Origin of the sequence: Pseudomonas sp. JUb42 (genome assembly GCF_024807945.1) — a bacterium.
GTDB lineage: Bacteria > Pseudomonadota > Gammaproteobacteria > Pseudomonadales > Pseudomonadaceae > Aquipseudomonas.
Genome location: NZ_JANUFD010000001.1, coordinates 552,169 through 572,810, shown reverse-complemented (window position 1 = coordinate 572,810; position 20,642 = coordinate 552,169). Strand labels below are relative to the sequence as shown.

The window sequence follows — 20,642 nt, the reverse complement described above, 5'->3', positions numbered from 1 at the left end:
AACGCGCGCTTCAACTGGCTGCTTTTGTTCCAGTCAGGTTCTTCGCCCCGCCATGCCTCGGTTATCCAGGCACAGGCCCGCGTTTACTGGGACGTTTATTGTTGCACGGTATTGTTCCGTGTCGTTTTAGGAAACACCTTGACCATGACTACTCATATCCACACCGAGGCCGCCATTCGCACCCTCACCCACGCCTTCGCCCCGATGAACTGCCTGATCATGGCCGCTCGCAAAGGCTGCTTCAGCTTTACCCTCGTTAATGAGCACGGCATTGCCCGTCATAGCGAGCGCCTGTACCCCGATCAATACTCCAGCGCCGAGCCGCTGCAGGCCGTGATCGAGCGTACGCGCCAGGCCCTGACCGCCTGACATACGCGGATTCAGGCCAGGCCCGAGCCCTGCTGACAAAATCAGCGGGGCTTTTTATTGCTCGCATTTTTCCTACAGAAAAATCAGACCTAATCACTGGTCGCTATATGCCACGTCCTACATCTCGAGAAATATTTTAAAAACAGCCCTTTACACTCGAAATATGACACTACACTTCAACTCAAGCAGCCCAGGCTGCTTCCGACGGACTCTGTCCGATCCATCCGCTGCCAATGCGTTGGGGTCCGTCGACCATTACCTTTTCGAGCAGGCTGTATTATGGGAATTGCTGCCAGCGAACTGTGCCGTTACGTGATCCGCCCTACGCTTGAGTATCTGGGCCATCACACACCTTCTGCCGAGTCTTTCCTGCTGGGTGTTGCCGCCAGCCAGTCCGCCCTTGGTGCGGCACTGGACAGCCGTCGAGGCCACGGTCTGTACAGCATCCCTGAGCGCCGCCATCAGCAACTCTGGGATAACTACCTGGCGTTGGATCCTGACCTGGCCAGCCGGGTCCGCGGTCTGGCCAGCCAGCACGCCTTCCTCGACGGCCCCCACCTGGAACTGACCGTCAACCTGCGCTACTCCACCGCTATCGCCTGGATGATGATCGAAGCCCAGGGTGCCATCTTGCCGTGCGAAGACGATCTGCTTGGCATGGCTCGCCTGTGGCGCCAGGTTTTTCAACCCCAGGGACGCCTGCGCGACTTCACTGCGGCCTGGCAAATTTGTGTTGCTCCATTACTCCTTGCGGCCTGACTGTTCAGTCAATTTGCACGTTTGCTGGAGTTGGCGACGTTTTGGGCAAATTGTCCTACAAAACCGCTCTAACTCGGGCTATTCATGCTCTGGCGCAACCGGAAAAATGTTGGTAATTTCCGCGCGGTGATCAACAAGGAGTTCTAATAATGAAAAAAGCAATACTCAAGACCACACTCAGCATCGCCGTGTCCGTAGCCTGCTCCCAAGCCTTCTCCGCCGGTTTTGCCATCAACGAACAGAGCATCAGCGGCATGGGCACCGGTTTCGCGGGCCGCTCCTCCAGCGCTGACGATGCCACCACTGTCTACGGCAACCCTGCCGGCATGTCCCGTTTGAAACGTCAGGAAGTCAGCGTTGGCGCTGCCGTCATCGACGCCAAGACCGATATCCATAACGGTCGCGGCACTTTCGGTGGCAGCAACGATGGCGATATGGTTCCGCTCGTCGCCGTTCCCATGGGTTACTACGTCAAGCCTGTCGATGAGCACTGGGCATTCGGCGTCGGTTTCTATGCCCCGTTCGGCCTGGTGACCAACTACGAAAACGGCTTTGCCGGTCGTTACTTTGCCGACAAGAGCCACGTTGAGGTCATGACCTTCCAGCCGACTGTCAGCTACGCCTTCAACGACAAGGTTTCCATCGGTTTCGGCCCGACCTTCAACCGTATTGAAGGCACTCTGACTTCGGAAACGCTGACTGCGGCAACGCCGGGTCGCAACGATGGCAAGGTCAAGATCACCGGTGACGACACCGCTGTAGGCTTCAACGCCGGTATCCTGGTTCAGGCCACCGACACCACTCGCCTGGGTCTGACCTACCACTCCAAGATCGACTTCAAACTCGACGGCAAGACCAAGATCGAAGGCGTAGGCTTCGGCCCGTTCAACGGCCAGAAGTACGATGCCAACCTGGATCTGGATACGCCTGAGTCGGTGGACATGTCCGTCACCCAGAAGATCGATGACAAGTGGACCGTCTACGCCGGTAGCACCTGGACTCGCTGGAGCCGCCTGAAAGACATCACCGTCAACAACAGCGGTGTTCCGGTACAACTCGGCGGCTCTGCCGGTCCGATCGGCACCATCAAAGAAGATCAGAACTGGCATGACACCTGGGCCCACGCCATCGGTGCGTCCTACCAGTTGAACAAGCAGTGGGTCCTGCGCACCGGCCTCTCGGTCGATCAGGCGCCGACCAACAACGTCAACCGTTCTCCACGCATCCCGACCGGTGACCGCAAGGCCATCAGTTTCGGCGCAGGCTGGAGCCCGACCGACGATCTGACCATCGACGTAGCGTATTCGTACCTGCGCGAAGACGAAGCCAAGATCCGCGATTCCAGCGCGACCAAAGGCTCGTACAGTGCTGACTTCAAAAACAGCGCTCACGGTTTCGGTACTTCGGTTACCTATCGCTTCTGATAGCCAGCCGTTTTCCGGACAAGAAAAAGCCCCGTTCTTCGGGGCTTTTTCATGTCCGGATGCGCGCTTGCAGCGAACTCACTCCGAGCCTAAGGCTTCGAAGCAATCGCCTTGTCCAACGCCTCAAGCAGCTCCGGATCATCCGGCTTGGTCACGCTGGAGAAACTGGCAATCACCTTGCCCTGGCGATCGACCACGTACTTGTAGAAATTCCATTTCGGCGCGCTGCTCTGCTCGGCCAGCACCTTGAATAGATGGGTAGCATCTGCGCCCCGCACCGGCTGCGGCTCGGTCATGGTGAAGGTCACGCCGTAGTTCACATAGCAGACCTTGGCGGTCTCTTCGCCGTCCTTGGACTCCTGCTTGAAGTCATCGGAAGGCACACCCAGCACCTCCAGACCACGTCCCTTGTATTGCTTGTTCAAGGCTTCCAGACCTTTGAACTGCGGGGCGAAGCCGCAGAAGCTGGCGGTATTGACGATGAGCATGGGCTTGCCGGCGAAACGCTTGCACAGGTCGATATTTTCTTTCGCGCGCAATTTGGGCAATTCGCCCTGGAGCAAGTCCGGGCAATCAGCGGCCAGGGCGGTGCCACTCAGGGCAAGCAAAAGAACAGGCAGGGAAATCCAGCGAATCATCATGACGGCCTCCAAGGCTCACTTATGACCGACACGCTACGCTGGCCCTCAGAGCAACGCCAGTCCTGACAGGATCAATACTTCCAGCAGCTCCAGCAAGGCACCTGCGGTATCGCCGGTGGTACCGCCCAGACGCCGCAGCATCAGCTGACGCAGCCAGAAGAAACCTGCCGTGGCGAGCAACAGGGCGAACAGCCCGGTCAGGCCCGCGATCAGCACACAGCCGATCGCGCCCACGAGCAGCACCTGTCGGCCCGGAGAGCGCGGCAGGTGATCGGCCAGGGCCTGCCCCAGCCCGCCCTTGCGCACGTAAGGGGTGCCCAGGAACAACCCAAGCATGGCGCCGCGAGCGATAACCGGGGCAAGCAACAGAGCGATGCTGTGGCCGCCGTCGATCAGGGCAAGAATCGCAGCGAACTTGAGCAGCAGCACCAGAATCAGGGTGACCACGGCAATCGGCCCGCTGCGTGGGTCCTTCATGATGCTCAGGGTACGCTCACGGTCGCCGAAGCCCCCGAGCCAGGCATCGGCGCTGTCGGCCAGGCCATCCAGATGCAGGCCACCACTGAGCAACACCCACGCGCTCAGCAGCAAAGCAGCATGCAGAAACGCCGGGGTGTGGCTCAGCACGCCGTTCAACACCAGCAACAGGACGCCAAACAGCAGGCCCACAGCCGGGTAGAACAACAACGAACGACCCAGTGCCTGCGGCGACGGCATGCCCGGCAGGCGAATCGGCAGGCTGCTGAGAAACTGCAAGGCAATCCAGAACGGCAACATCATCAGCCCTCGGTCAGGACGCAGCCGCTGTCGACCCGCAGCGGCAACAATGCGCCATGGCCGACGCTGACCTGCAACAGCTGCTCACGAGGCAGGCCACGGGCCTGGGCCAGCAACAGGCGCATCACGCCGCCATGGCAGACCAGCAGCACGCGCTCGCCCTCACAGGCTTGATGCAGGCGCTCGACAGCACCCAGCACCCGCGCAGCGAAGCCTGTCACCGGCTCACCATTGGGCGGCGTGAACCCATAGGGATCGGCCCAGAACAGCCCCAGCCCCTCGGCATCGGTTTCCATCAGTTGTGCGGCGCTCTGCCCCTCCCAGGCGCCGAAATGCAACTCCTGCACGTCAGCCTCCAGTTGTAGCGGCAGACCCAGCTGTGCAGCCAGTTGCTCGGCAAAACGCGCGCAGCGTTGCAACGGCGAGCTGACGATGCGGTCCCACGGCCCGGCTCCTGCCACCGCCGCCTGCATCTGCGCCCAACCGGTGGCAGTAAGGGCGTCGTCGAGGCTGCCGCGCATGCCGCCGCCCAGCTCGGTCTCGCCATGACGCAACAGGTCCAGGCGCAAGGTCATGCCGGTCGATCCGCCACTGCGGCTTCAGCGAAAGTGGCCATATTGTTGTGCAGGGCGCAGGCCATCTGCACCAGTGGGACCGCCAACGCCGCACCGCTGCCCTCGCCCAGACGCAGACCCAGATCGATCAGCGGCTCGGCCTGCAGGGTTTCCAGCAGATGACGATGGCCCGGCTCGGCACCGCGATGGCCGAACAACAGCCACTCGCGACAGGACGGATTCAGACGCACCGCCAACAATGCCGCGACGCTGCAGATAAAGCCGTCCACCAGGGCTGCAATGCCTTCCTGGGCACAGGCCAGATAGGCGCCGACCAGCGCGGCGATTTCGAAACCGCCCATGCACAGCAGGCTTTGCAGCGGATCGCCCGCAGCCTGTTCGGCATGCAGCGCCAGAGCACGTTCGATGACCGCCGTCTTGTGGCGAATCCCTTCGGCGTTCAGCCCGGTGCCCGGCCCGACCAGCAAAGGCGCTGCGCATTCCAGCAAGGAACAGGCGACAGCACTGGCCGACGCAGTATTGCCGATACCCATCTCACCGCCGATAAACAGCTCGCTGCCAGCGGCCTTGGCCCGCAGCACGCTGTCACGCCCCCCCGCCAGGGCCAGCAGCCCTTGCTCGACAGTCATCGCCGGACCCTGGGCAAAGTTGGCCGTACCGGCGCCAATGTTCAGGTGGCGAACACCCGGCAGATTCAGCGGCGAGACCGTGCCGAGATCGACCACGTCCAACTGCGCCGACAACTGTTTGGCCAATACGCTGATGGCCGCGCCGCCCATGATGAAGTTGTGCAGCATCTGCCCGGTCACTTCCTGGGGATAGGCCGACACGCCTTCAGCGACGACACCGTGGTCACCGGCGAAAATCGCGATCCAGCACTTATCCACAGCAGGCTTTTCCCGACCTTGCAGACCAGCCAATTGCACCGCCACTCGCTCGAGCTGGCCGAGGGAGCCGGTTGGTTTGGTCAATTGCTGCTGACGGGCCAATGCGGCTTCGCGCATCGGTACATTCAGCGCCTGAGCAGGTTTGAGCCACCAGGAGTCATTCATAGCGCGGTTCCTTTCAAAGTCAGAGGCAGGCCGGCAACGCTTAGAACGACACGCTCGCAACGCTCGGCCAGGACCTGGTGCAACCAGCCAGCCTCGTCGACGTAACGGCGGGTCAATTCGCCGAGGGGCACGATGCCCATCCCGGTCTCGTTGCTGACAAAAATGATTTCACCCGGCAGGTCGGCCAGGCAGGCAAGCAGGGCATCACGCTCAAGAGCCAGACGCTGGGGCTCGTCCTCAAGCATCAGCAGATTGGTCAGCCACAGGGTCAGGCAGTCCACCAACAGGCACCGCCCGCCCCTGGCGTTGTCGCGAAGAATTCGGGCCAGTTGCAGCGGCTCTTCGATCAGACCCCAGTGTTCGGGGCGGCGCTGACGATGCAAGGCCACCCGTTCGTTCAGCTCGCCATCGATGGGCTGACTGGTGGCGATATAGGTCACCTCCAGACCCGATTCAGTGGCCAGTCGTTCGGCCAGACGACTCTTGCCCGAGCGCGCACCGCCAAGGATCAGTTGCAGCATCAGTCTTGCTCCAGGCCGCACAGCTGGCGCAGCAGCGGACCATCGAGATGGTTTTCCACCAAATCCGCCAGACGCTCGATATCACGCTCGCGCAGGGCGTGATAATCCACCGCCTGTACATTCTGCAGACCGGCCCAGCGCAGCAATGCCGTGCAGGACGCAGGACTCTCGAACAGGCCATGCAGATAGGTGCCGAGAATTTGCCCGTCGACGCTCTGGGCTCCATCGCAACGGCCATCGTCGAGATAGACCGCCGGACGCTCCAGGGCACTGCCGCTGGTCACGCCAGCATGGATCTCGTAGCCGCTGACCTGTGCATTTTCCAGCTGCAGATGCCCGCTCACATTACGCAGTTGCTTCTCCTGTTCCAGCAGCGTGCTCAAATCAAGCAGGCCCAGCCCGGCGCTCGAACCCGCCGCGCCTTCAAGGCCCAGCGGATCATGGACTTGCTCGCCGAGCATTTGCAGGCCGCCGCAAATCCCCAGGACCTTGCCGCCGTAGCGCAGGTGCCGGGTAATCGCCGCGTCCCAGCCATTGGCGCGCAGGTAAGCCAGGTCGCTGCGCACGCTCTTGGAGCCGGGCAGGATGATCAGGTCGGCCGGCGGAATCGTCTGGCCGGGGCCGACGAATTGCAGATTGACCTGTGGGTGCAGGCGCAGGGGATCAAAGTCGGTGTGATTGCTGATGCGCGGCAGGACCGGCACCAGCACATTGAGCACCTGCTCGACCTTGTCGGTCTGGCGCTGATCGAGACCATCTTCGGCCTCCAGATGCAGGTCCATGACATAAGGCAGCACGCCGAGCACCGGTTTGCCGGTGCGCGCTTCGAGCCAGTCCAGCCCCGATTGCAGCAGGGCGATATCGCCGCGGAAACGGTTGATCACAAAGCCTTTGACCCGGGCCTGCTCGTTGGGCTCAAGCAGCTCCAGGGTGCCGACCAGATGAGCAAAGACGCCGCCACGATTGATATCGGCGACCAAAATCACCGGGCAATCCACCGCTTCGGCGAAGCCCATATTGGCGATATCGTTGGCGCGCAGATTGATCTCGGCAGGCGACCCCGCGCCTTCAACCATGATCACTGGATAGTGCGCACTGAGGCGGGCATGGGATTGCAGCACCGCTTCCATGGCGATGGTTTTATAGCCGTGATAGGCCACCGCATTCATGGTGGTTACCGCCCGGCCATGGATGATCACTTGGGCGCCGGTATCGCTGTTGGGCTTGAGCAGCACCGGATTCATATCGGTATGAGGCTGCAAGCCACAGGCCTGGGCCTGTACCGCCTGGGCCCGGCCGATCTCGCCACCGTCTGCCGTCACCGCGCTGTTCAACGCCATGTTCTGCGGTTTGAACGGCACCACGGCAACGCCCTGGCGAGTCAGCCAGCGGCACAGGGCAGTCACCAGCGTGCTTTTGCCAGCGTCGGAAGTGGTGCCTTGCACCATCAGAGTGGTCATGAAGAGTGTCCGTTGAATTCAGTCAGGGCGCTGGCGATACGCTGCCAGTCGCGCTCATCGGCGGGCAGGCCAAAACGCAGGCTGTCGGTATGGCTGTCCCCCGTGGAAAACAGTCGCAGCAGAATCCCGCGACGGGCGCAAAACTCATGTAGAGCCTTGGCCCGGGGCGTGCGCACCCATTGAAACAAGGCGCAGCCACCCTGGGGCGGCAGGCCATGCTGGCTCAGCAGCTCGAACAGCCGGGTACCCGCCTGTTCGCAACGCTGACGTTGATGCAACTGGGCGGCGCGGTCTTGCAGGCAGACCCGCCCAAGCTCCCGGGTCGGGCCGCTGACCGCCCAAGGCCCGATCTGGACTTCCAGTTGTTTAAGTAACGACGCTTGAGCCATGACAAATCCCAGCCGTACGCCGGCCAGACCGAAGAACTTGCCGAAGGAGCGCAGCACGATCAAACCGCTGCGATCAGCCTCGGCCACCAGGCTCGATTCGGGGGTCACGTCCATAAAGGCCTCGTCCACCACCAGCCAGCCGCCGCGCTCGGCCAGGCGCGAGTGCCATTCGAGCAACAGCTGCGGGGCCAGTTTCAGGCCAGTAGGGTTGTTCGGGTTGACCACCACCAACACATCCAGATGCTCGATGAAGTAATCGACCTCTTCCTCCATCAGCTCACGCACCAGGAAGCCGCCATTGCGCCACGCCTCGGCGTGCTCGGCATAACAAGGCGACAACACACCGACCCTGCCCGCCCGACGCAGACGCGGCAGGGCCTGGATCGCCGCCTGGGTGCCCGGCACCGGCAGTAAATGCGAAGTGCCGTAATAGTCGGCAGCGGCGGCTTCCAGCCCGTCATCATTCTCCGGCAGGCGCGCCCAGGCTCGCAGCGCAATCGGCGGGACTTCGAACGGCCAGGGCGCCAGGCCCGTGGACAAATCCAGCCACTCGGCCTCAGCGATACCGTAGTGTTGCGCCGCAGCCCTCAGACGCCCGCCGTGCTCAAGCATAGAATTCCGTTCCCAGGCATAAGATCAACAACCACAGCCAGACACCGCGCTGCACCAACTGCCAGCCTCGCTCGATGGAGTCAGGGCTGGCCGCCAGGCCTCGGCCCAGTTGCGGTCGCTGATGCAGTTCGCCGTGATAAATCGCCGCACCGCCCAATTCGACGCCAAGCGCGCCCGCGCCCGCCGCCATCACCGGCCCGGCATTGGGGCTGTCCCACAGCGGTGCCTGGGTCTTCCAGCAGTGCATTGCCAGGCGAGTCTTGCCCAGCAGCGCGTAGGTCAAAGCCACCAGACGCGCCGGAATATAGTTGAGGACGTCGTCGATTTTTGCCGCAGCCCAACCAAAACGTTCGAACCGCGCATTGCGATAACCCCACATGGCATCCAGGGTATTGCTCAGGCGATACAGCACGACGCCCGGCGCACCGGCCACGACAAACCAGAATATCGCAGCAAATACCGCATCGCTGCCGTTTTCCAGTACCGACTCAGTGGCCGCCCGGGCCACTTCGGTGGCGTCCAGTTCGTCGGTCTGGCGGCTGACCAGATATCCGACCCGCTGGCGCGCCTTATCCAGTTCATTGGCGCGCAGAGCCTGAGCCACCGGCTCGACGTGCTCGCCAAGGCTGCGCAGGCCGAGGGCGCAGTACAGTGCCAGCACCTCGACCAGCCAGCCGATATAGGGCAGCCAGCTCAGGGCCGTGGCCACCAGGGTGATCGGCACCACAGCGATAAACCAGGCGGTCACACCATGGCTGCGCCAGCCGCGCCCGGCAGCATTGAAGCGCTTTTCAATACGCTCGGCGAAACGGCCGAACGCCACCAGCGGGTGCGACCGTTTCGGCTCGCCGAGCAGCGCATCCAGCGCCACCCCGGCGATGCTCAGCAGCGCCACACTCATTGACTCACTCCCCATTGATTCTCAAATAACAGCTCGCTCAGCGGACGCTCCTGCGCCCAGCCTTCGAGCACCAGCATCGGCGCCGGGTAAAACTCGGTCACTGGCCCCAGGCACAGAATCGCCAACGGTTTGGCCCCGGCGGGCATATTCAGCAACGTCGCCAGCGCCTCGGGATCGAACAGCGATACCCAACCCATGCCCAGACCTTCGGCACGGGCGGCGAGCCAGAGATTCTGGATCGCGCAGGACAATGACGCCATGTCCATCTCCGGCAGGGTCCGCCGACCGAAGATATAGCGCTCGCGGCCGTCCATCAGCGCGGCGACCAGAACCTCGGCGCAATCGTTGATGCCCTCGACCTTGAGCTTCATGAAGTCATCAGCCCGTTCGCCCAGAGCCTCGGCGGTGCGAATTCGCTCCTCCTCGACCTGAACCTGCATCTGCCGACGCAGTTCGGGATCACTGATACGGATAAAGCGCCAAGGCTGCATCAGGCCGACACTGGGGGCCTGATGCGCCGCCTGCAGTAAACGACCAAGCAACTCAGGTGCCACAGTGCCACCACTGAAGTGACGCATATCCCGCCGCTCGGCAATGGCGCGGTACACCGCTGCTCGTTCTTCGGTGCTGAACGCCTGATCACTCATGGTCGGAAAAGCGCCGCAACCGCCTGAGGATGTGAGGGAAAGTAAAAGTGCACGTAGGACGCGGTAAGGCGCCCCAGACGATAGACAGCCTCGGCACCGCGTCCGCCGTTGGGGCTGACGCCACGGGCAATCGGCTGTAACTCGGTACTGGTCAGGGAGTGGTGATAGGTGTGCCCACGCAGCAAGCCTTCCGGCAGCTCCACCGCCTGCAAGGCCAGGGCGGCCAGACGCCTCTGCATCACAGCCTCTCCGCTCAGCAATCCGACCAGTTCAACGCGCTGGCCCTCGACATCGGTCAGGGCATTGAGCAGATAAAGCATCCCGCCGCACTCAGCGAGCATCGGCTTGCCCGCAGCATGATGGGCGCGAATCGCCTCCAGCATCGGCGCGTTAGCCCCCAGGGTCAGATGATGCAGTTCCGGATAACCGCCAGGCAGATACAGGCTGTCGGCCTCGGGCAATTGTTGATCACGAATCGGCGAGAAGAACAGCAACTCGGCGCCCATGGCCCGCAGCAGGTCCAGATTGGCGCCATAGAGGAAGGCAAAGGCTTCGTCATGGGCCACGGCAATCCGTACGCCCATCAGCCACGACTCCACTGCGCTGCGTTGCGGCGCAGCAAAGGTCACGGCAGGCGGCAATGCCACTTCGCAGGTACTGGCCAGCGCTTCGGCGGCGGCATCGAGGCGCGCATCCAGATCATTCAATTCGCTGGCCTGCACCAGCCCAAGGTGGCGACTGGGCAGCTCGATACCGGTTTCCCGGGACAAGGCGCCATACCAGCGCAGGCCTTCGGTCAGGCTGCCTTCGAGCAATTGCGCGTGGCGCACCGTGCCCACGCGGTTGGCCAGGACGCCGGCAAATGGCAGGTCCGGCTGATAACGCGCCAACCCCAGGGCCAGGGCGCCAAAGGTCTGGGCCATGGCGGTGCCGTCGATTACCCCCAGCACCGGAACACCGAAGTGCCGGGCCAGGTCGGCGCTGGACGGCGTGCCATCGAACAGGCCCATCACCCCTTCGATCAAAATCAGGTCGGCTTCGCCCGCCGCTTCCCAGAGCAGGCGGCGGCTTTCCTCGGCGCCGACCATCCACAGATCGAGCTGATAGACCGGCGCACCGCTGGCGCGCTCGAGAATCATCGGGTCGAGAAAGTCCGGACCGCACTTGAATACACGGACCTTACGCCCCTGATTGCGATGCAGTCGTGCCAACGCTGCGGTCACTGTGGTCTTGCCCTGGCCGGAGGCCGGTGCGGCAATCAGCACGGCCGGGCATTGCCGGTTCATAACGCTGCACTCACAGTTCGATGCCTTTTTGCGCACGGATGCCTGCCTGGAAGGCGTGCTTGACCACGGCAATCTCGGACACGGTATCGGACAGGTCGATCAATTCCTGTTTGGCGCCGCGGCCGGTCACGATAACGTGCTGCATCGGCGGACGGGCCTGCAAGTCGCTGAGCACTTGCTCCAGGTCCAGATAGCCGTGCTTGAGGGCGATATTCAGTTCATCCAGCACGACCAGGCCAATGGCCGGGTCACTGAGCATTTCCCGGGACACGGCCCAGGCGGCTTCGGCGGCGGCGATGTCGCGCTGGCGATCCTGGGTTTCCCAGGTGAAGCCCTCGCCCATGACGTGGAAACGCACCTGCTCGGGGAAGCGTCGGTAGAACAGCTCCTCGCCTGTGCTGTTGCGGCCCTTGATGAACTGCACCACGCCGCACTGCATATCGTGGCCCATGGCCCGGGCGAGCATGCCGAAAGCCGAGCTGCTCTTGCCCTTGCCATTGCCGGTCAGCACCAACAACAGCCCGCATTCATTGGGTGAGCTGGCAATACGCTCGTCCATCACCGCCTTTTTGCGCTGCATGCGCGCCAGGTGGCGTTCGTCACGTTCAGGGGATTCGTTCATCTCGGCTCTCCGCTCGAGGACACGTGAAAGCACACGGCAGGCGCAGCGATCGGCGGCACGGCACCGATGCAGGACATCGCCCGCCGCGATGCCATTGATTGAATCAGGCCGGTCTCCGGGCTCATGAGCGGGATATCAGTGGAACATCCCGACGCTACGCCTTCCCATGCCAGGCTCTGCACGTAAAGTGGCTGCGCTCGGTCATGCTGCGTTAAAAACAGGCTCGGAATGCTCATTTAGCGGACTAAACTCCGCTTCCTCGCCTGTTTTTGCCTTGCCTGACCTTCGCTCGCCGACTTTTCGTACAGACCCTATCGCACAGTGGCACTCCATAGCGTCTTGACTCATTTACCGTTGCGGGGGCAGCGCCGGGATCTGACCGGCTTCCCTGTTTCACTCAATTGCTGAGCACCTGAAACAAGTCGCGAAGGGTAGAGGGTTGGGGTAACAGCGTCAATGAATGCAAGACGGGTTGAACCCTCACGGAACCAGTCCCTCTACTCTTCATTGGATACTGCCCGTCACGGAGATCGATCATGTTCAAAATCAGACCCCGGTATGCCGCCCTGCTCCTGCTGGCGGGCGGTCTTGCGGCCTGCGGCGAGTCGTCGACCTTGCAGGTCAGCGATGGTACCGGCGCCTCGCCGAAACTGCCGGAACCGAACAAGACCCTGATCCCCACCGTAAACATCGCCCCCGCCGTGGGCTGGCCGAATGGCAGCAAGCCTGCTGCAGCCCCAGGCACCCAGGTAGCGGCCTTCGCCCAGGGCCTGGACCATCCGCGCTGGCTGTATGTGCTACCCAATGGCGATGTACTGGTGGCCGAAACCAACGCACCGCCCAAGCCTGACGACAGCAAGGGCATTCGCGGCTGGGTGATGAAGAAGGTCATGGGCAAGGCCGGAGCTGGCGTGCCCAGTGCCAACCGCATCACCCTGCTGCGCGACGCCGATCACGATGGCGTGGCGGAAACCCGCAAGGTGTTTCTCGACCACCTCAATTCACCCTTTGGCATGACGCTGATCGGCAATGACCTGTACGTCGCCGATACTGATCGTCTGATCCGCTTCCCCTACCAGGAAGGCCAGACATCAATCAGCGCCGCCCCGGTCAAAGTGGTCGACCTGCCCGCCGGGACCATCAATCATCACTGGACAAAAAACGTCATTGCCAGCAAGGACGGCAGCAGGCTGTACGTCACCGTGGGCTCCAACAGTAATGTCGGCGAGAACGGCCTGGCCGCCGAAGAAGGCCGCGCAGCTATCTGGGAAGTGGATGCCGCCACCGGCGCCCACCGCATCTTCGCTTCCGGTCTGCGCAACCCTAACGGCATGGACTGGGAACCGACTACCGGCAAGCTGTGGACCTCGGTCAACGAGCGGGACGAGATCGGCAGCGACCTGGTGCCGGACTACGTGACCTCAGTGCAGGACGGTGCTTTCTATGGCTGGCCCTTCAGCTACTACGGCCAGCATGTGGACGCGCGAGTCGATCCACAGAATCCCGCCCTGGTCGCCAAGGCCATCGCCCCGGATTACGCCGTCGGCCCCCACACGGCGTCGTTGGGCATGGTCTTCACCGACGGAAAATCCCTGCCCGCGCCCTTCACTCAGGGTCTGCTGGTCAGCCAGCACGGCTCATGGAACCGCAAGCCCCACAGTGGCTATAAGGTGATCTTCGTGCCCTTTACCGACGGCAAGCCCAGTGGTGCGCCGGTTGACCTGCTGACGGGCTTCCTCAATCAGGACGAGAAAGCACAAGGCCGCCCGGTGGGCATAGTCAACGACAATAAGGGCGGGGTGTTGGTGGCGGATGATGTGGGGAATGTGATCTGGCGGGTTACTGCCAGTAAGTGAGCGTCAAGCTGCAAGCTACAAGCAGCCTACACACAATCCGCTTGTAGCTTGCCGCTTGAAGCTTCAGTTTTGCATCTGCGCCAAATGCTCAGGCTGAATAACCCGCTTGGCATTCAGATAAGCCTTCTGCCAGTAAGGCTTGTCCAGGCTGTCGAGCTTGACCGTGCCGCCGGTCTGCGGGGCATGCACGAAGCGGCCTTCGCCGACGTAGATCCCGGCATGGCTGACCTGGCTGCCGCCGCCCGTGGCGAAAAACACCAGGTCGCCGGATTGCAGTTGGGCGCGATCGACATCCGGCGCGCGCATCACCACTAGGTCACGGGTCGAGCGTGGCAGGGCAATACCGGCGGCATCACGATAGACGTAACCGATCAGGCCGCTGCAATCGAATCCGGAATCGGGCGTGTTGCCACCCCAGCGATAAGGCGTACCGACCAAGCCAAGGGCACGGAACAGGACATCTTCGGCAGCGGGAGGAGTTTGCGAGGGTGCAACGAGAACCGGACGCTGAACGATCCGGGGCTGCGGCGGTGGCGCGCTTGCGCAGGCACCGAGCAAGGCTGCGAGGGAGATGATCGCCAGGCGTACCGTTATCGACATAAACAACAACCTGCTGGATGCGGCTTATCTTGCCGAGCTGATCATAAGGCGCGCTATAGCGCGCCCAGGCATTTCAAGGGTGACGGCGTTGAATTGTAGTCGAACTCATGGCAGTCGTCTGCTCTGGTGCAGAAGGCGGAGCCATGGCCAAGGCACGCTTGGCTTCGATAAAGGTCTTGCTCCAGTACACATCGTCGAGGCTGTCGACACGCACACCACCGCTGCGGCGGCTGCTGGAGTGGATGAACTGATCATCACCCAGGTAGATCCCGGCGTGGCTGACGCGACCGCGGCCGGCAGTGCTGAAGAACAGCAGGTCACCTGGCTTGAGGTCATTGCGCTTAACCAGCGGAGCATCAATGTTGATCATTTCGCGCGAGGAGCGTGGCAGGCTCATGCCGGCCTGTTCGCGGAACAGGTAGCCAATGAAACCGCTGCAATCGAAACCCGAACTGGTCGAAGTACCGCCAAAACGGTAGCGAGTACCGATCAACGACTTGCCGCGTTCAAGAATGCTGTCAGCCAAGGCTGGCAACTGATAAGGTTTTTGTTCGGCAAACTGAGCCAGTTCGGCTTCAGTGGCCAGCTCGTCCTGAAGAACCGAGCCGTCAGCGCGATCTGCGCGATGGCCGGAGGACTGAGCGGTAACCGGGGTTTGGTACTGCTGTTGCGACGTCGGCATGTTGGCCGAGCAGCCGAAGAGCAGTGAGACGAGTGCGAGAGGCACGAGGGGTGCAAAGCGATTTAGCATGGGCACGACCGTGGCTGTGAATTTAAGAAGCCGCGACTATGCCCTCTATCGCTGTGATTTGCAAATTCAATCGACTTATATGTGACTTATCAATTGATCCATGACATGTACCGCGCGGCACTTCAAAAACGCATCCATTTGCGCACTGTGATCGGTGCTTACCGGATTGATTTCCGCCGTAAAACCACCGGATACCCGCGTGCGCAGCATGGGTTCATGGATATACGGGAAGCTCGCCGTGGTGCCGATGCTCAGCACCATATCAAAGCCCAGGGTCATCTGCTCCTGCAACATCGCCAGCGCCTCCTGGGGCAACATTTCCTCAAACAATACGACCGGTGGTCGCAAAACGCCATGACAGCGTTTGCACAGCGGCGGCAGCGGTTGTTGCAGATGCTCGCTCAACTGCGGGTCATGGGCACCGCAGGATTGGCAGAACAATGGCGCCATCTGGCCATGAATCTCGATCAGGCGCTCCGGCGGGCTGCCCGCCGCCCGATGATAGCCATCGACGTTCTGGGTCAGCACCCAGCAATCGGGTTTCATGCGCTGTAACTGAGCGATGGCGTAGTGGGCTGCGTTGGCCTCACCTCCGAGACAGGCTCGGCCCAATTCGGCGATGTACTTCCAACACAAGGCCGGATCGCGGCGCAACATAGGACCGGACAGCGCCATCTCGATCGGCAGGCCATCGGTGGTTTCGCCGTTATACAGGCCGCCTACGCCACGATAGGTCGGCAGACCGGAATCAGCGGACAGTCCCGCACCGGTAATGATCAGGATGCGGCGGGCATGACGCAAGGCAGCAGCGACCTGCAACACCAGCGCCGGATCTACCACCCGAGGGTTTCTTTAAGGAAGGGAATGGTCAGCTTGCGCTTTTCCTGCAACGAGGCCTGATCCAGGCGTTCGAGCAAATCGAACAATGCGCTCATGCTGCGGGTGCCGCGAGTCAGGATGAAATGCCCGACTTCGTCAGTCAGGTGCAGACCGCGGCGCGAGGCACGCAGCTGCAGGGCACGCAATTTGTCTTCATCGGACAGGGCGCGCATCTGGAACACCAGGGCCATGGTCAGGCGCGACTTGAGATCCGCCAGCTTGACCGGCAATTCCCTGGGCGACTGGGATGCCGCAATCAGCAAACGACGACCGCTGTCACGCAGGCGATTGAACAGGTGGAACAGCGCCTCTTCCCACTCCGGCTTGCCGACCACCACTTGCAGGTCGTCGATGCACACCAGCTCGTACTGCTCGAGATGATCGAACAACTCGACACCCTGCTCGATAACCTGCGCCATGGGCAGATACACCGCCGGCTCACCCAACTGCTCGAAACGCAGGCAGGCCGCCTGCAACAGATGCGTACGCCCTACCCCGTCCTTACCCCAGAGGTAAATCAGGCTTTCGGTCCATCCGGCATCGGCTTCACACAGCCGCTCGACGTAGCCGAGGGCCGCAGCATTGGCGCCAGGATAGTAATTGATGAAGGTGGCGTCATCACGCAGACGCACACCCAGGGGCAGCTGAATCGGTTTCATGCTGGCTGAACGGCTCGGGGAGCCATAGGGGCCTCTGTGTAAAGTCTGCAAAGTCTATACCCGTGACGTCGGGCGCACAATGCGAGAGACCACAAGCAAAATCAAAGGTTTATGCGCGTGGCTGGCAAATCGCCCGCCACGCTTTGTGAAAACCGGAAACACTTACAAATCAGGATCTTCCGCGCCACCGTAGATATCCGACTCTTTATAAAGGTCGTGCATGTGCCGCACCAGCACCATGATCACTGCGGCAACCGGCAGAGCCAGAAGGATACCGGTAAAGCCGAACAGCTCGCCGCCGGCCAGAATCGCGAAGATCACCGCCACCGGATGCAGACCGATACGATCCCCCACCAGCAACGGCGTCAGGACCATGCCTTCCAGCGCCTGGCCGACCATGAACACCGCGACAATCCCCAGCATCGGGTACAGATCGCCGCCGAACTGGAACAGCCCGGCAGTAATCGCCGCGCCGATGCCGATAACAAAGCCCATATACGGCACGATGGCTGCCAGACCGGCGATCAGGCCGATCAACAGGCCCAGTTCCAGGCCTACCAGCATCAGGCCGGCGGCGTAGATAACACCCAGAGCCAGCATCACCAGCAGTTGCCCACGGATGAACGCGCCGAGCACTTCATGACACTCACCGGCCAGCTTGACGATACGCTCCTCGCGATGACGCGGCAGCAGGCTCTGGATCTTCGCCATCATCACGTCCCAGTCCCGCAGCAGGTAGAAGCACACTACCGGGATCAGCACCAGATTGGTCAGCCAGCCGATCAGCGCCAGGCTCGAGGCCGTGGCCTGGGACAGGATCACACTGACGATATCGCCGGTCTGGCCCATGTGTTCGGAGATGGCGGCCTTGATCTTGTCGAATTTCCAGAAACCGTCCGCCAGACCCAGCTTGGCCTGGGTCCAGGGCAATGCCGTGTGTTGCAGCCAGTCGAGGATCTGCGGCGCCAGTTCATAGAGGCGATACAACTGTTTGGCCAGCATCGGCACCAGTACCAGCAGCAGGGCCATTAGGATCAGGGTAAACAGCGCGAAGACCGCGACCACGCTCAGGGTTCGTGACAGCCCCAGTTTCTCCAAGCGATCAGCCAGCGGATCGCCCATATAGGCGAGCAACAGCGCGACCAGAAACGGCGAGAGGATCGGATGCAATATATAGATGAACAGACATAGCAGCAGCATACCGCCAATCCAGAACCAACGCCGTGTATCAGTCATCAACACCTCTATCTCAAACAAAACATACCATTTGGGCTGGAATACAACTGTGTGGGAGCCGGCTTGCTGGCGATGGCGTCAGCTCAGGCACTGATGCAATTGCGAGCGCTGCGCACTCGATCGCCACCAAGGCGGCTCCCACATGTTTTGCACCACTACCTCTCGCTTACCAACGGAAATGCAATTGCGTCGCCGCTGCCGCAACAGGCGCCGATGCCGGAGCAGGAACACCCGCCCCCGCATCCACCGGAGCCCCGGGCGCAGCCGCCGCAGCAATCTCACCCGCCGGCACTTCCTGCAACTTGGCCAGGCTCAGTTGCGAACGCAACTGATCGACGCTGCCGGTCACTTCATAGCCGACACGGCTGCCGTCCACCGTCTGCAAACGTCCGCCGAACGGTTCAAGCAAGCGATTCAACTGCGCATAACGCTCGAACGTCATGCCCTGTACATCCAGGGTCAGGGCGGTAGACGCTCCGGGTTTGGCCACATAACGCGGCGCCAGACGCTGACTGACCGCCAGCATCACCGCATCGGCCAGGGCTTCCTGACTGGCACCGGTAGCCGTGCCCTGCTCGCGTTGATCGCCCAGCCACAGGCGCCATTGCGCCTGCCACTGACCATTTTCTTCATGACCGTGCACCGCCAGCAGCGCATCGGCACCGTAGCGCTCGGACGCTTCTTTCAATGGCGCAGGGTCAGTACTTTCGAGGTTTTTCGCGGTACCGACGCCCTGCTCACTCAGGTCCGCCAGGGGCAGGCGCAATGGCAGGCCCCGGTGCTGCGCAGCCCGGCGCAACGGTTCGGCGGCCGATTGACCGTCACCGATCAGGTTCGAGCCATCGGTGGCGTCCATCAGCCACCAACCAAGAATGCTCGGCCGATTGCTGCCCCACAGCGACAGCCCGGCCTGACGCAGGGCGCGATCGGTACTGACTGGATCGAAATCCACCAGCAGCATCTGCGTTGCGCCCGCTTCATAGCCGGTCTGGTTGATGATCTGCTGCGGATTCTTGCGCAACTCGGCCAGGGCCGGGCCTTGCGGTGCCTTGGCATCGCCGGTCAGACGCAAGACCAGAGTTTCCAGCGCCGCCTGGGTGGCACGGGTACGCTCATCCGGCGACTGCGCCGTCACAGGCTCACGCACCTGGTACAAATTGTTCACGGTTTCGGCCAGGCTCGGCAGGCTGATCAGGGACAGGCAGCCAACGAATAGAATTTTAGAAAGACGCATGGAAGGTTCCCAAACGGAAAATGCGGAGTGAAAAGACCGCGTAACGAAGCCTAGGACCTCTAATGAGGGCCAATCATTCAACTATCAAAGAAAGGTACACCTTAATTGACCCGCGACGAACGGTGCAGACCGTTGATTCGGCGGTTTATTTTGCAACACATCACCTGCCCGTCGGCCCAAGGATGGCCCGTAGCCCCCAAGCCTGATAAAATCGCGCGCCTTCGCAGACTGGCGATGGTGGTGGCTTACAGACAAGGTCTTGTTCAGACCCGTCCTGCTGGCCCCGCCGCAGCGGTCGATACCCCCGAATCCCCCCTAAAGGCCTGGATTATGAGCAAGCAACCCTCCCTGAGCTACAAAGACGCCGGTGTAGACATCGACGCCGGTGAAGCATTGGTCGAACGCATCAAGAGCGTCGCCAAGCGCACCAAGCGTCCGGAAGTCATGGGCGGCCTGGGTGGCTTCGGCGCCCTTTGCGAAATCCCGGCCGGTTACAAACAGCCCGTTCTGGTCTCCGGCACTGACGGCGTCGGCACTAAGCTGCGCCTGGCCCTGAACCTGAACAAGCACGACAGCATCGGCATCGACCTGGTCGCCATGTGCGTCAACGACCTAGTGGTCTGTGGCGCCGAGCCGCTGTTCTTCCTCGACTACTACGCCACCGGCAAGCTCAACGTCGATACGGCGGCCCAGGTCGTCACCGGCATCGGCGCCGGCTGCGAACTGGCTGGCTGCTCTCTGGTGGGCGGTGAAACCGCAGAAATGCCGGGCATGTACGAAGGCGAAGACTACGACCTGGCCGGTTTCTGCGTCGGCGTCGTCGAGAAAGCCGAAATCATCGACGGCTCGAAAGTCGCCACCGGTGATGCCCTGCTGGCCCTGCCATCTTCCGGCCCGCACTCCAACGGCTACTCGCTGATCCGCAAGATCATCGAAGTGTCCGGTGCCGATATCGAAACCATCCAGCTCGACGGCAAGCCATTGACCGACCTGCTGATGGCGCCGACCCGCATCTACGTCAAGCAACTGCTCAAGCTGATCAAGGAAACTGGCGCGGTCAAGGCCATGGCCCATATCACGGGTGGCGGCCTGCTGGACAACATCCCGCGCGTACTGCCAGCCGGTGCCCAGGCGGTTGTCGACGTCGCCAGCTGGCAGCGTCCGGCGGTGTTCGACTGGTTGCAGGAAAAAGGCAACGTCGACGAGCACGAGATGCACCGCGTCCTCAACTGCGGCGTCGGCATGGTCATCTGTGTCGCTCAGGAACACGTTGAAAGCGCCCTGAAAGTGCTGCGTGACGCCGGCGAGCAGCCTTGGGTCATCGGCCAGATCGGCGTTGCTGCCGAAGGCGCTGCGCAAGTCGAGCTGAAAAACCTCAAGGCGCACTGATGC

The 20,642-nt window shown here is 61.8% G+C and carries 22 protein-coding genes and 1 riboswitch; of the genes, 5 read left to right on the top strand and 17 right to left on the bottom strand.

Annotation, left to right across the window (positions count from 1 at the left end):
- Positions 1–144: 144 nt before the first annotated feature.
- The 3 genes from M2401_RS02715 (at position 145) to M2401_RS02705 (ending at position 2,552) form a co-directional block, all read left to right on the top strand.
- The gene (locus tag M2401_RS02715; RefSeq protein WP_259099319.1) at positions 145–369 is read left to right on the top strand and encodes a hypothetical protein; all 225 of its coding nucleotides are present in this window, start codon (positions 145–147) and stop codon (positions 367–369) included.
- 279 nt (positions 370–648) lie between these two features.
- Positions 649–1,128, top strand: coding sequence for a hypothetical protein (locus M2401_RS02710; RefSeq protein WP_259099317.1), 480 nt, complete (start codon positions 649–651; stop codon positions 1,126–1,128).
- A gap of 149 nt (positions 1,129–1,277) precedes the next feature.
- A complete protein-coding gene (locus tag M2401_RS02705; RefSeq protein ID WP_259099315.1) occupies positions 1,278–2,552 on the top strand; it encodes an OmpP1/FadL family transporter in 1,275 nt (424 codons plus the stop codon).
- Positions 2,553–2,641: 89 nt separating this feature from the next.
- On the opposite strand, the gene M2401_RS02700 is transcribed toward M2401_RS02705, so the two are convergent.
- From M2401_RS02700 to cobO, 11 genes are read right to left on the bottom strand one after another with little or no spacing between them, the layout of a single operon-like run.
- Positions 2,642–3,193 carry a glutathione peroxidase gene (locus M2401_RS02700; RefSeq protein WP_259099313.1) on the bottom strand — a complete coding sequence of 184 codons (552 nt, stop codon included), beginning with the start codon at positions 3,191–3,193 and terminating at the stop codon, positions 2,642–2,644.
- Positions 3,194–3,238: 45 nt separating this feature from the next.
- Positions 3,239–3,970, bottom strand: coding sequence for an adenosylcobinamide-GDP ribazoletransferase (locus tag M2401_RS02695; protein ID WP_259099888.1), 732 nt, complete (start codon positions 3,968–3,970; stop codon positions 3,239–3,241).
- A gap of 2 nt (positions 3,971–3,972) precedes the next feature.
- The gene (gene cobC, locus M2401_RS02690) at positions 3,973–4,545 is read right to left on the bottom strand and encodes an alpha-ribazole phosphatase family protein (protein WP_259099312.1); all 573 of its coding nucleotides are present in this window, start codon (positions 4,543–4,545) and stop codon (positions 3,973–3,975) included.
- Positions 4,542–5,597 (bottom strand): nicotinate-nucleotide--dimethylbenzimidazole phosphoribosyltransferase, encoded by a 1,056-nt coding sequence (gene cobT, locus M2401_RS02685; RefSeq protein ID WP_259099308.1) that lies wholly within the window; start codon positions 5,595–5,597, stop codon positions 4,542–4,544. Before cobT ends, cobC begins: the two co-directional genes overlap by 4 nt.
- A complete protein-coding gene (gene cobU / locus M2401_RS02680; RefSeq protein WP_259099305.1) occupies positions 5,594–6,118 on the bottom strand; it encodes a bifunctional adenosylcobinamide kinase/adenosylcobinamide-phosphate guanylyltransferase in 525 nt (174 codons plus the stop codon). The genes cobT and cobU overlap by 4 nt, the downstream gene beginning before the upstream one ends.
- Positions 6,118–7,578: a cobyric acid synthase gene (locus tag M2401_RS02675; protein WP_259099303.1), complete on the bottom strand. Its 1,461-nt coding sequence runs from the start codon at positions 7,576–7,578 to the stop codon at positions 6,118–6,120. Before M2401_RS02675 ends, cobU begins: the two co-directional genes overlap by 1 nt.
- Positions 7,575–8,579, bottom strand: coding sequence for a threonine-phosphate decarboxylase CobD (gene cobD, locus M2401_RS02670; RefSeq protein ID WP_259099300.1), 1,005 nt, complete (start codon positions 8,577–8,579; stop codon positions 7,575–7,577). The genes M2401_RS02675 and cobD overlap by 4 nt, the downstream gene beginning before the upstream one ends.
- Positions 8,572–9,480 carry an adenosylcobinamide-phosphate synthase CbiB gene (gene cbiB / locus M2401_RS02665; RefSeq protein WP_259099298.1) on the bottom strand — a complete coding sequence of 303 codons (909 nt, stop codon included), beginning with the start codon at positions 9,478–9,480 and terminating at the stop codon, positions 8,572–8,574. The genes cobD and cbiB overlap by 8 nt, the downstream gene beginning before the upstream one ends.
- Positions 9,477–10,127, bottom strand: coding sequence for a 5,6-dimethylbenzimidazole synthase (gene bluB / locus M2401_RS02660; RefSeq protein WP_259099297.1), 651 nt, complete (start codon positions 10,125–10,127; stop codon positions 9,477–9,479). Before bluB ends, cbiB begins: the two co-directional genes overlap by 4 nt.
- On the bottom strand, positions 10,124–11,413 hold the full coding sequence (locus tag M2401_RS02655; RefSeq protein ID WP_259099295.1) for a cobyrinate a,c-diamide synthase: 1,290 nt from the start codon (positions 11,411–11,413) through the stop codon (positions 10,124–10,126). The genes bluB and M2401_RS02655 overlap by 4 nt, the downstream gene beginning before the upstream one ends.
- Before the next feature lie 10 nt (positions 11,414–11,423).
- Positions 11,424–12,035 carry a cob(I)yrinic acid a,c-diamide adenosyltransferase gene (gene cobO / locus M2401_RS02650; protein WP_259099294.1) on the bottom strand — a complete coding sequence of 204 codons (612 nt, stop codon included), beginning with the start codon at positions 12,033–12,035 and terminating at the stop codon, positions 11,424–11,426.
- An 88-nt stretch (positions 12,036–12,123) separates the two neighbouring features.
- Positions 12,124–12,466, bottom strand: a riboswitch (cobalamin riboswitch).
- A gap of 105 nt (positions 12,467–12,571) precedes the next feature.
- Between cobO and M2401_RS02645 the strand changes: the two genes are divergently transcribed.
- Entirely contained in the window at positions 12,572–13,891 is a 1,320-nt protein-coding gene (locus M2401_RS02645) for a sorbosone dehydrogenase family protein (protein ID WP_259099293.1), read from the top strand.
- 63 nt (positions 13,892–13,954) lie between these two features.
- On the opposite strand, the gene M2401_RS02640 is transcribed toward M2401_RS02645, so the two are convergent.
- The 6 genes from M2401_RS02640 to M2401_RS02615 form a co-directional block, all read right to left on the bottom strand.
- A complete protein-coding gene (locus tag M2401_RS02640) occupies positions 13,955–14,491 on the bottom strand; it encodes a C40 family peptidase (RefSeq protein ID WP_259099291.1) in 537 nt (178 codons plus the stop codon).
- A 73-nt stretch (positions 14,492–14,564) separates the two neighbouring features.
- Positions 14,565–15,242 carry a C40 family peptidase gene (locus M2401_RS02635; protein ID WP_259099290.1) on the bottom strand — a complete coding sequence of 226 codons (678 nt, stop codon included), beginning with the start codon at positions 15,240–15,242 and terminating at the stop codon, positions 14,565–14,567.
- Positions 15,243–15,317: 75 nt separating this feature from the next.
- Entirely contained in the window at positions 15,318–16,082 is a 765-nt protein-coding gene (locus tag M2401_RS02630) for an NAD-dependent deacylase (protein ID WP_259099288.1), read from the bottom strand.
- Positions 16,076–16,780: a DnaA regulatory inactivator Hda gene (gene hda, locus M2401_RS02625; RefSeq protein ID WP_259099285.1), complete on the bottom strand. Its 705-nt coding sequence runs from the start codon at positions 16,778–16,780 to the stop codon at positions 16,076–16,078. The genes M2401_RS02630 and hda overlap by 7 nt, the downstream gene beginning before the upstream one ends.
- A gap of 162 nt (positions 16,781–16,942) precedes the next feature.
- A complete protein-coding gene (locus M2401_RS02620) occupies positions 16,943–18,016 on the bottom strand; it encodes an AI-2E family transporter (RefSeq protein ID WP_259099282.1) in 1,074 nt (357 codons plus the stop codon).
- A gap of 166 nt (positions 18,017–18,182) precedes the next feature.
- On the bottom strand, positions 18,183–19,250 hold the full coding sequence (locus M2401_RS02615; protein WP_259099279.1) for a DUF2066 domain-containing protein: 1,068 nt from the start codon (positions 19,248–19,250) through the stop codon (positions 18,183–18,185).
- 330 nt (positions 19,251–19,580) lie between these two features.
- Here M2401_RS02615 and purM point away from each other — a divergent pair, with 330 nt between their 5' ends.
- The gene (purM, locus tag M2401_RS02610) at positions 19,581–20,639 is read left to right on the top strand and encodes a phosphoribosylformylglycinamidine cyclo-ligase (RefSeq protein ID WP_259099276.1); all 1,059 of its coding nucleotides are present in this window, start codon (positions 19,581–19,583) and stop codon (positions 20,637–20,639) included.
- The last annotated feature ends 3 nt before the right edge of the window (positions 20,640–20,642 follow it).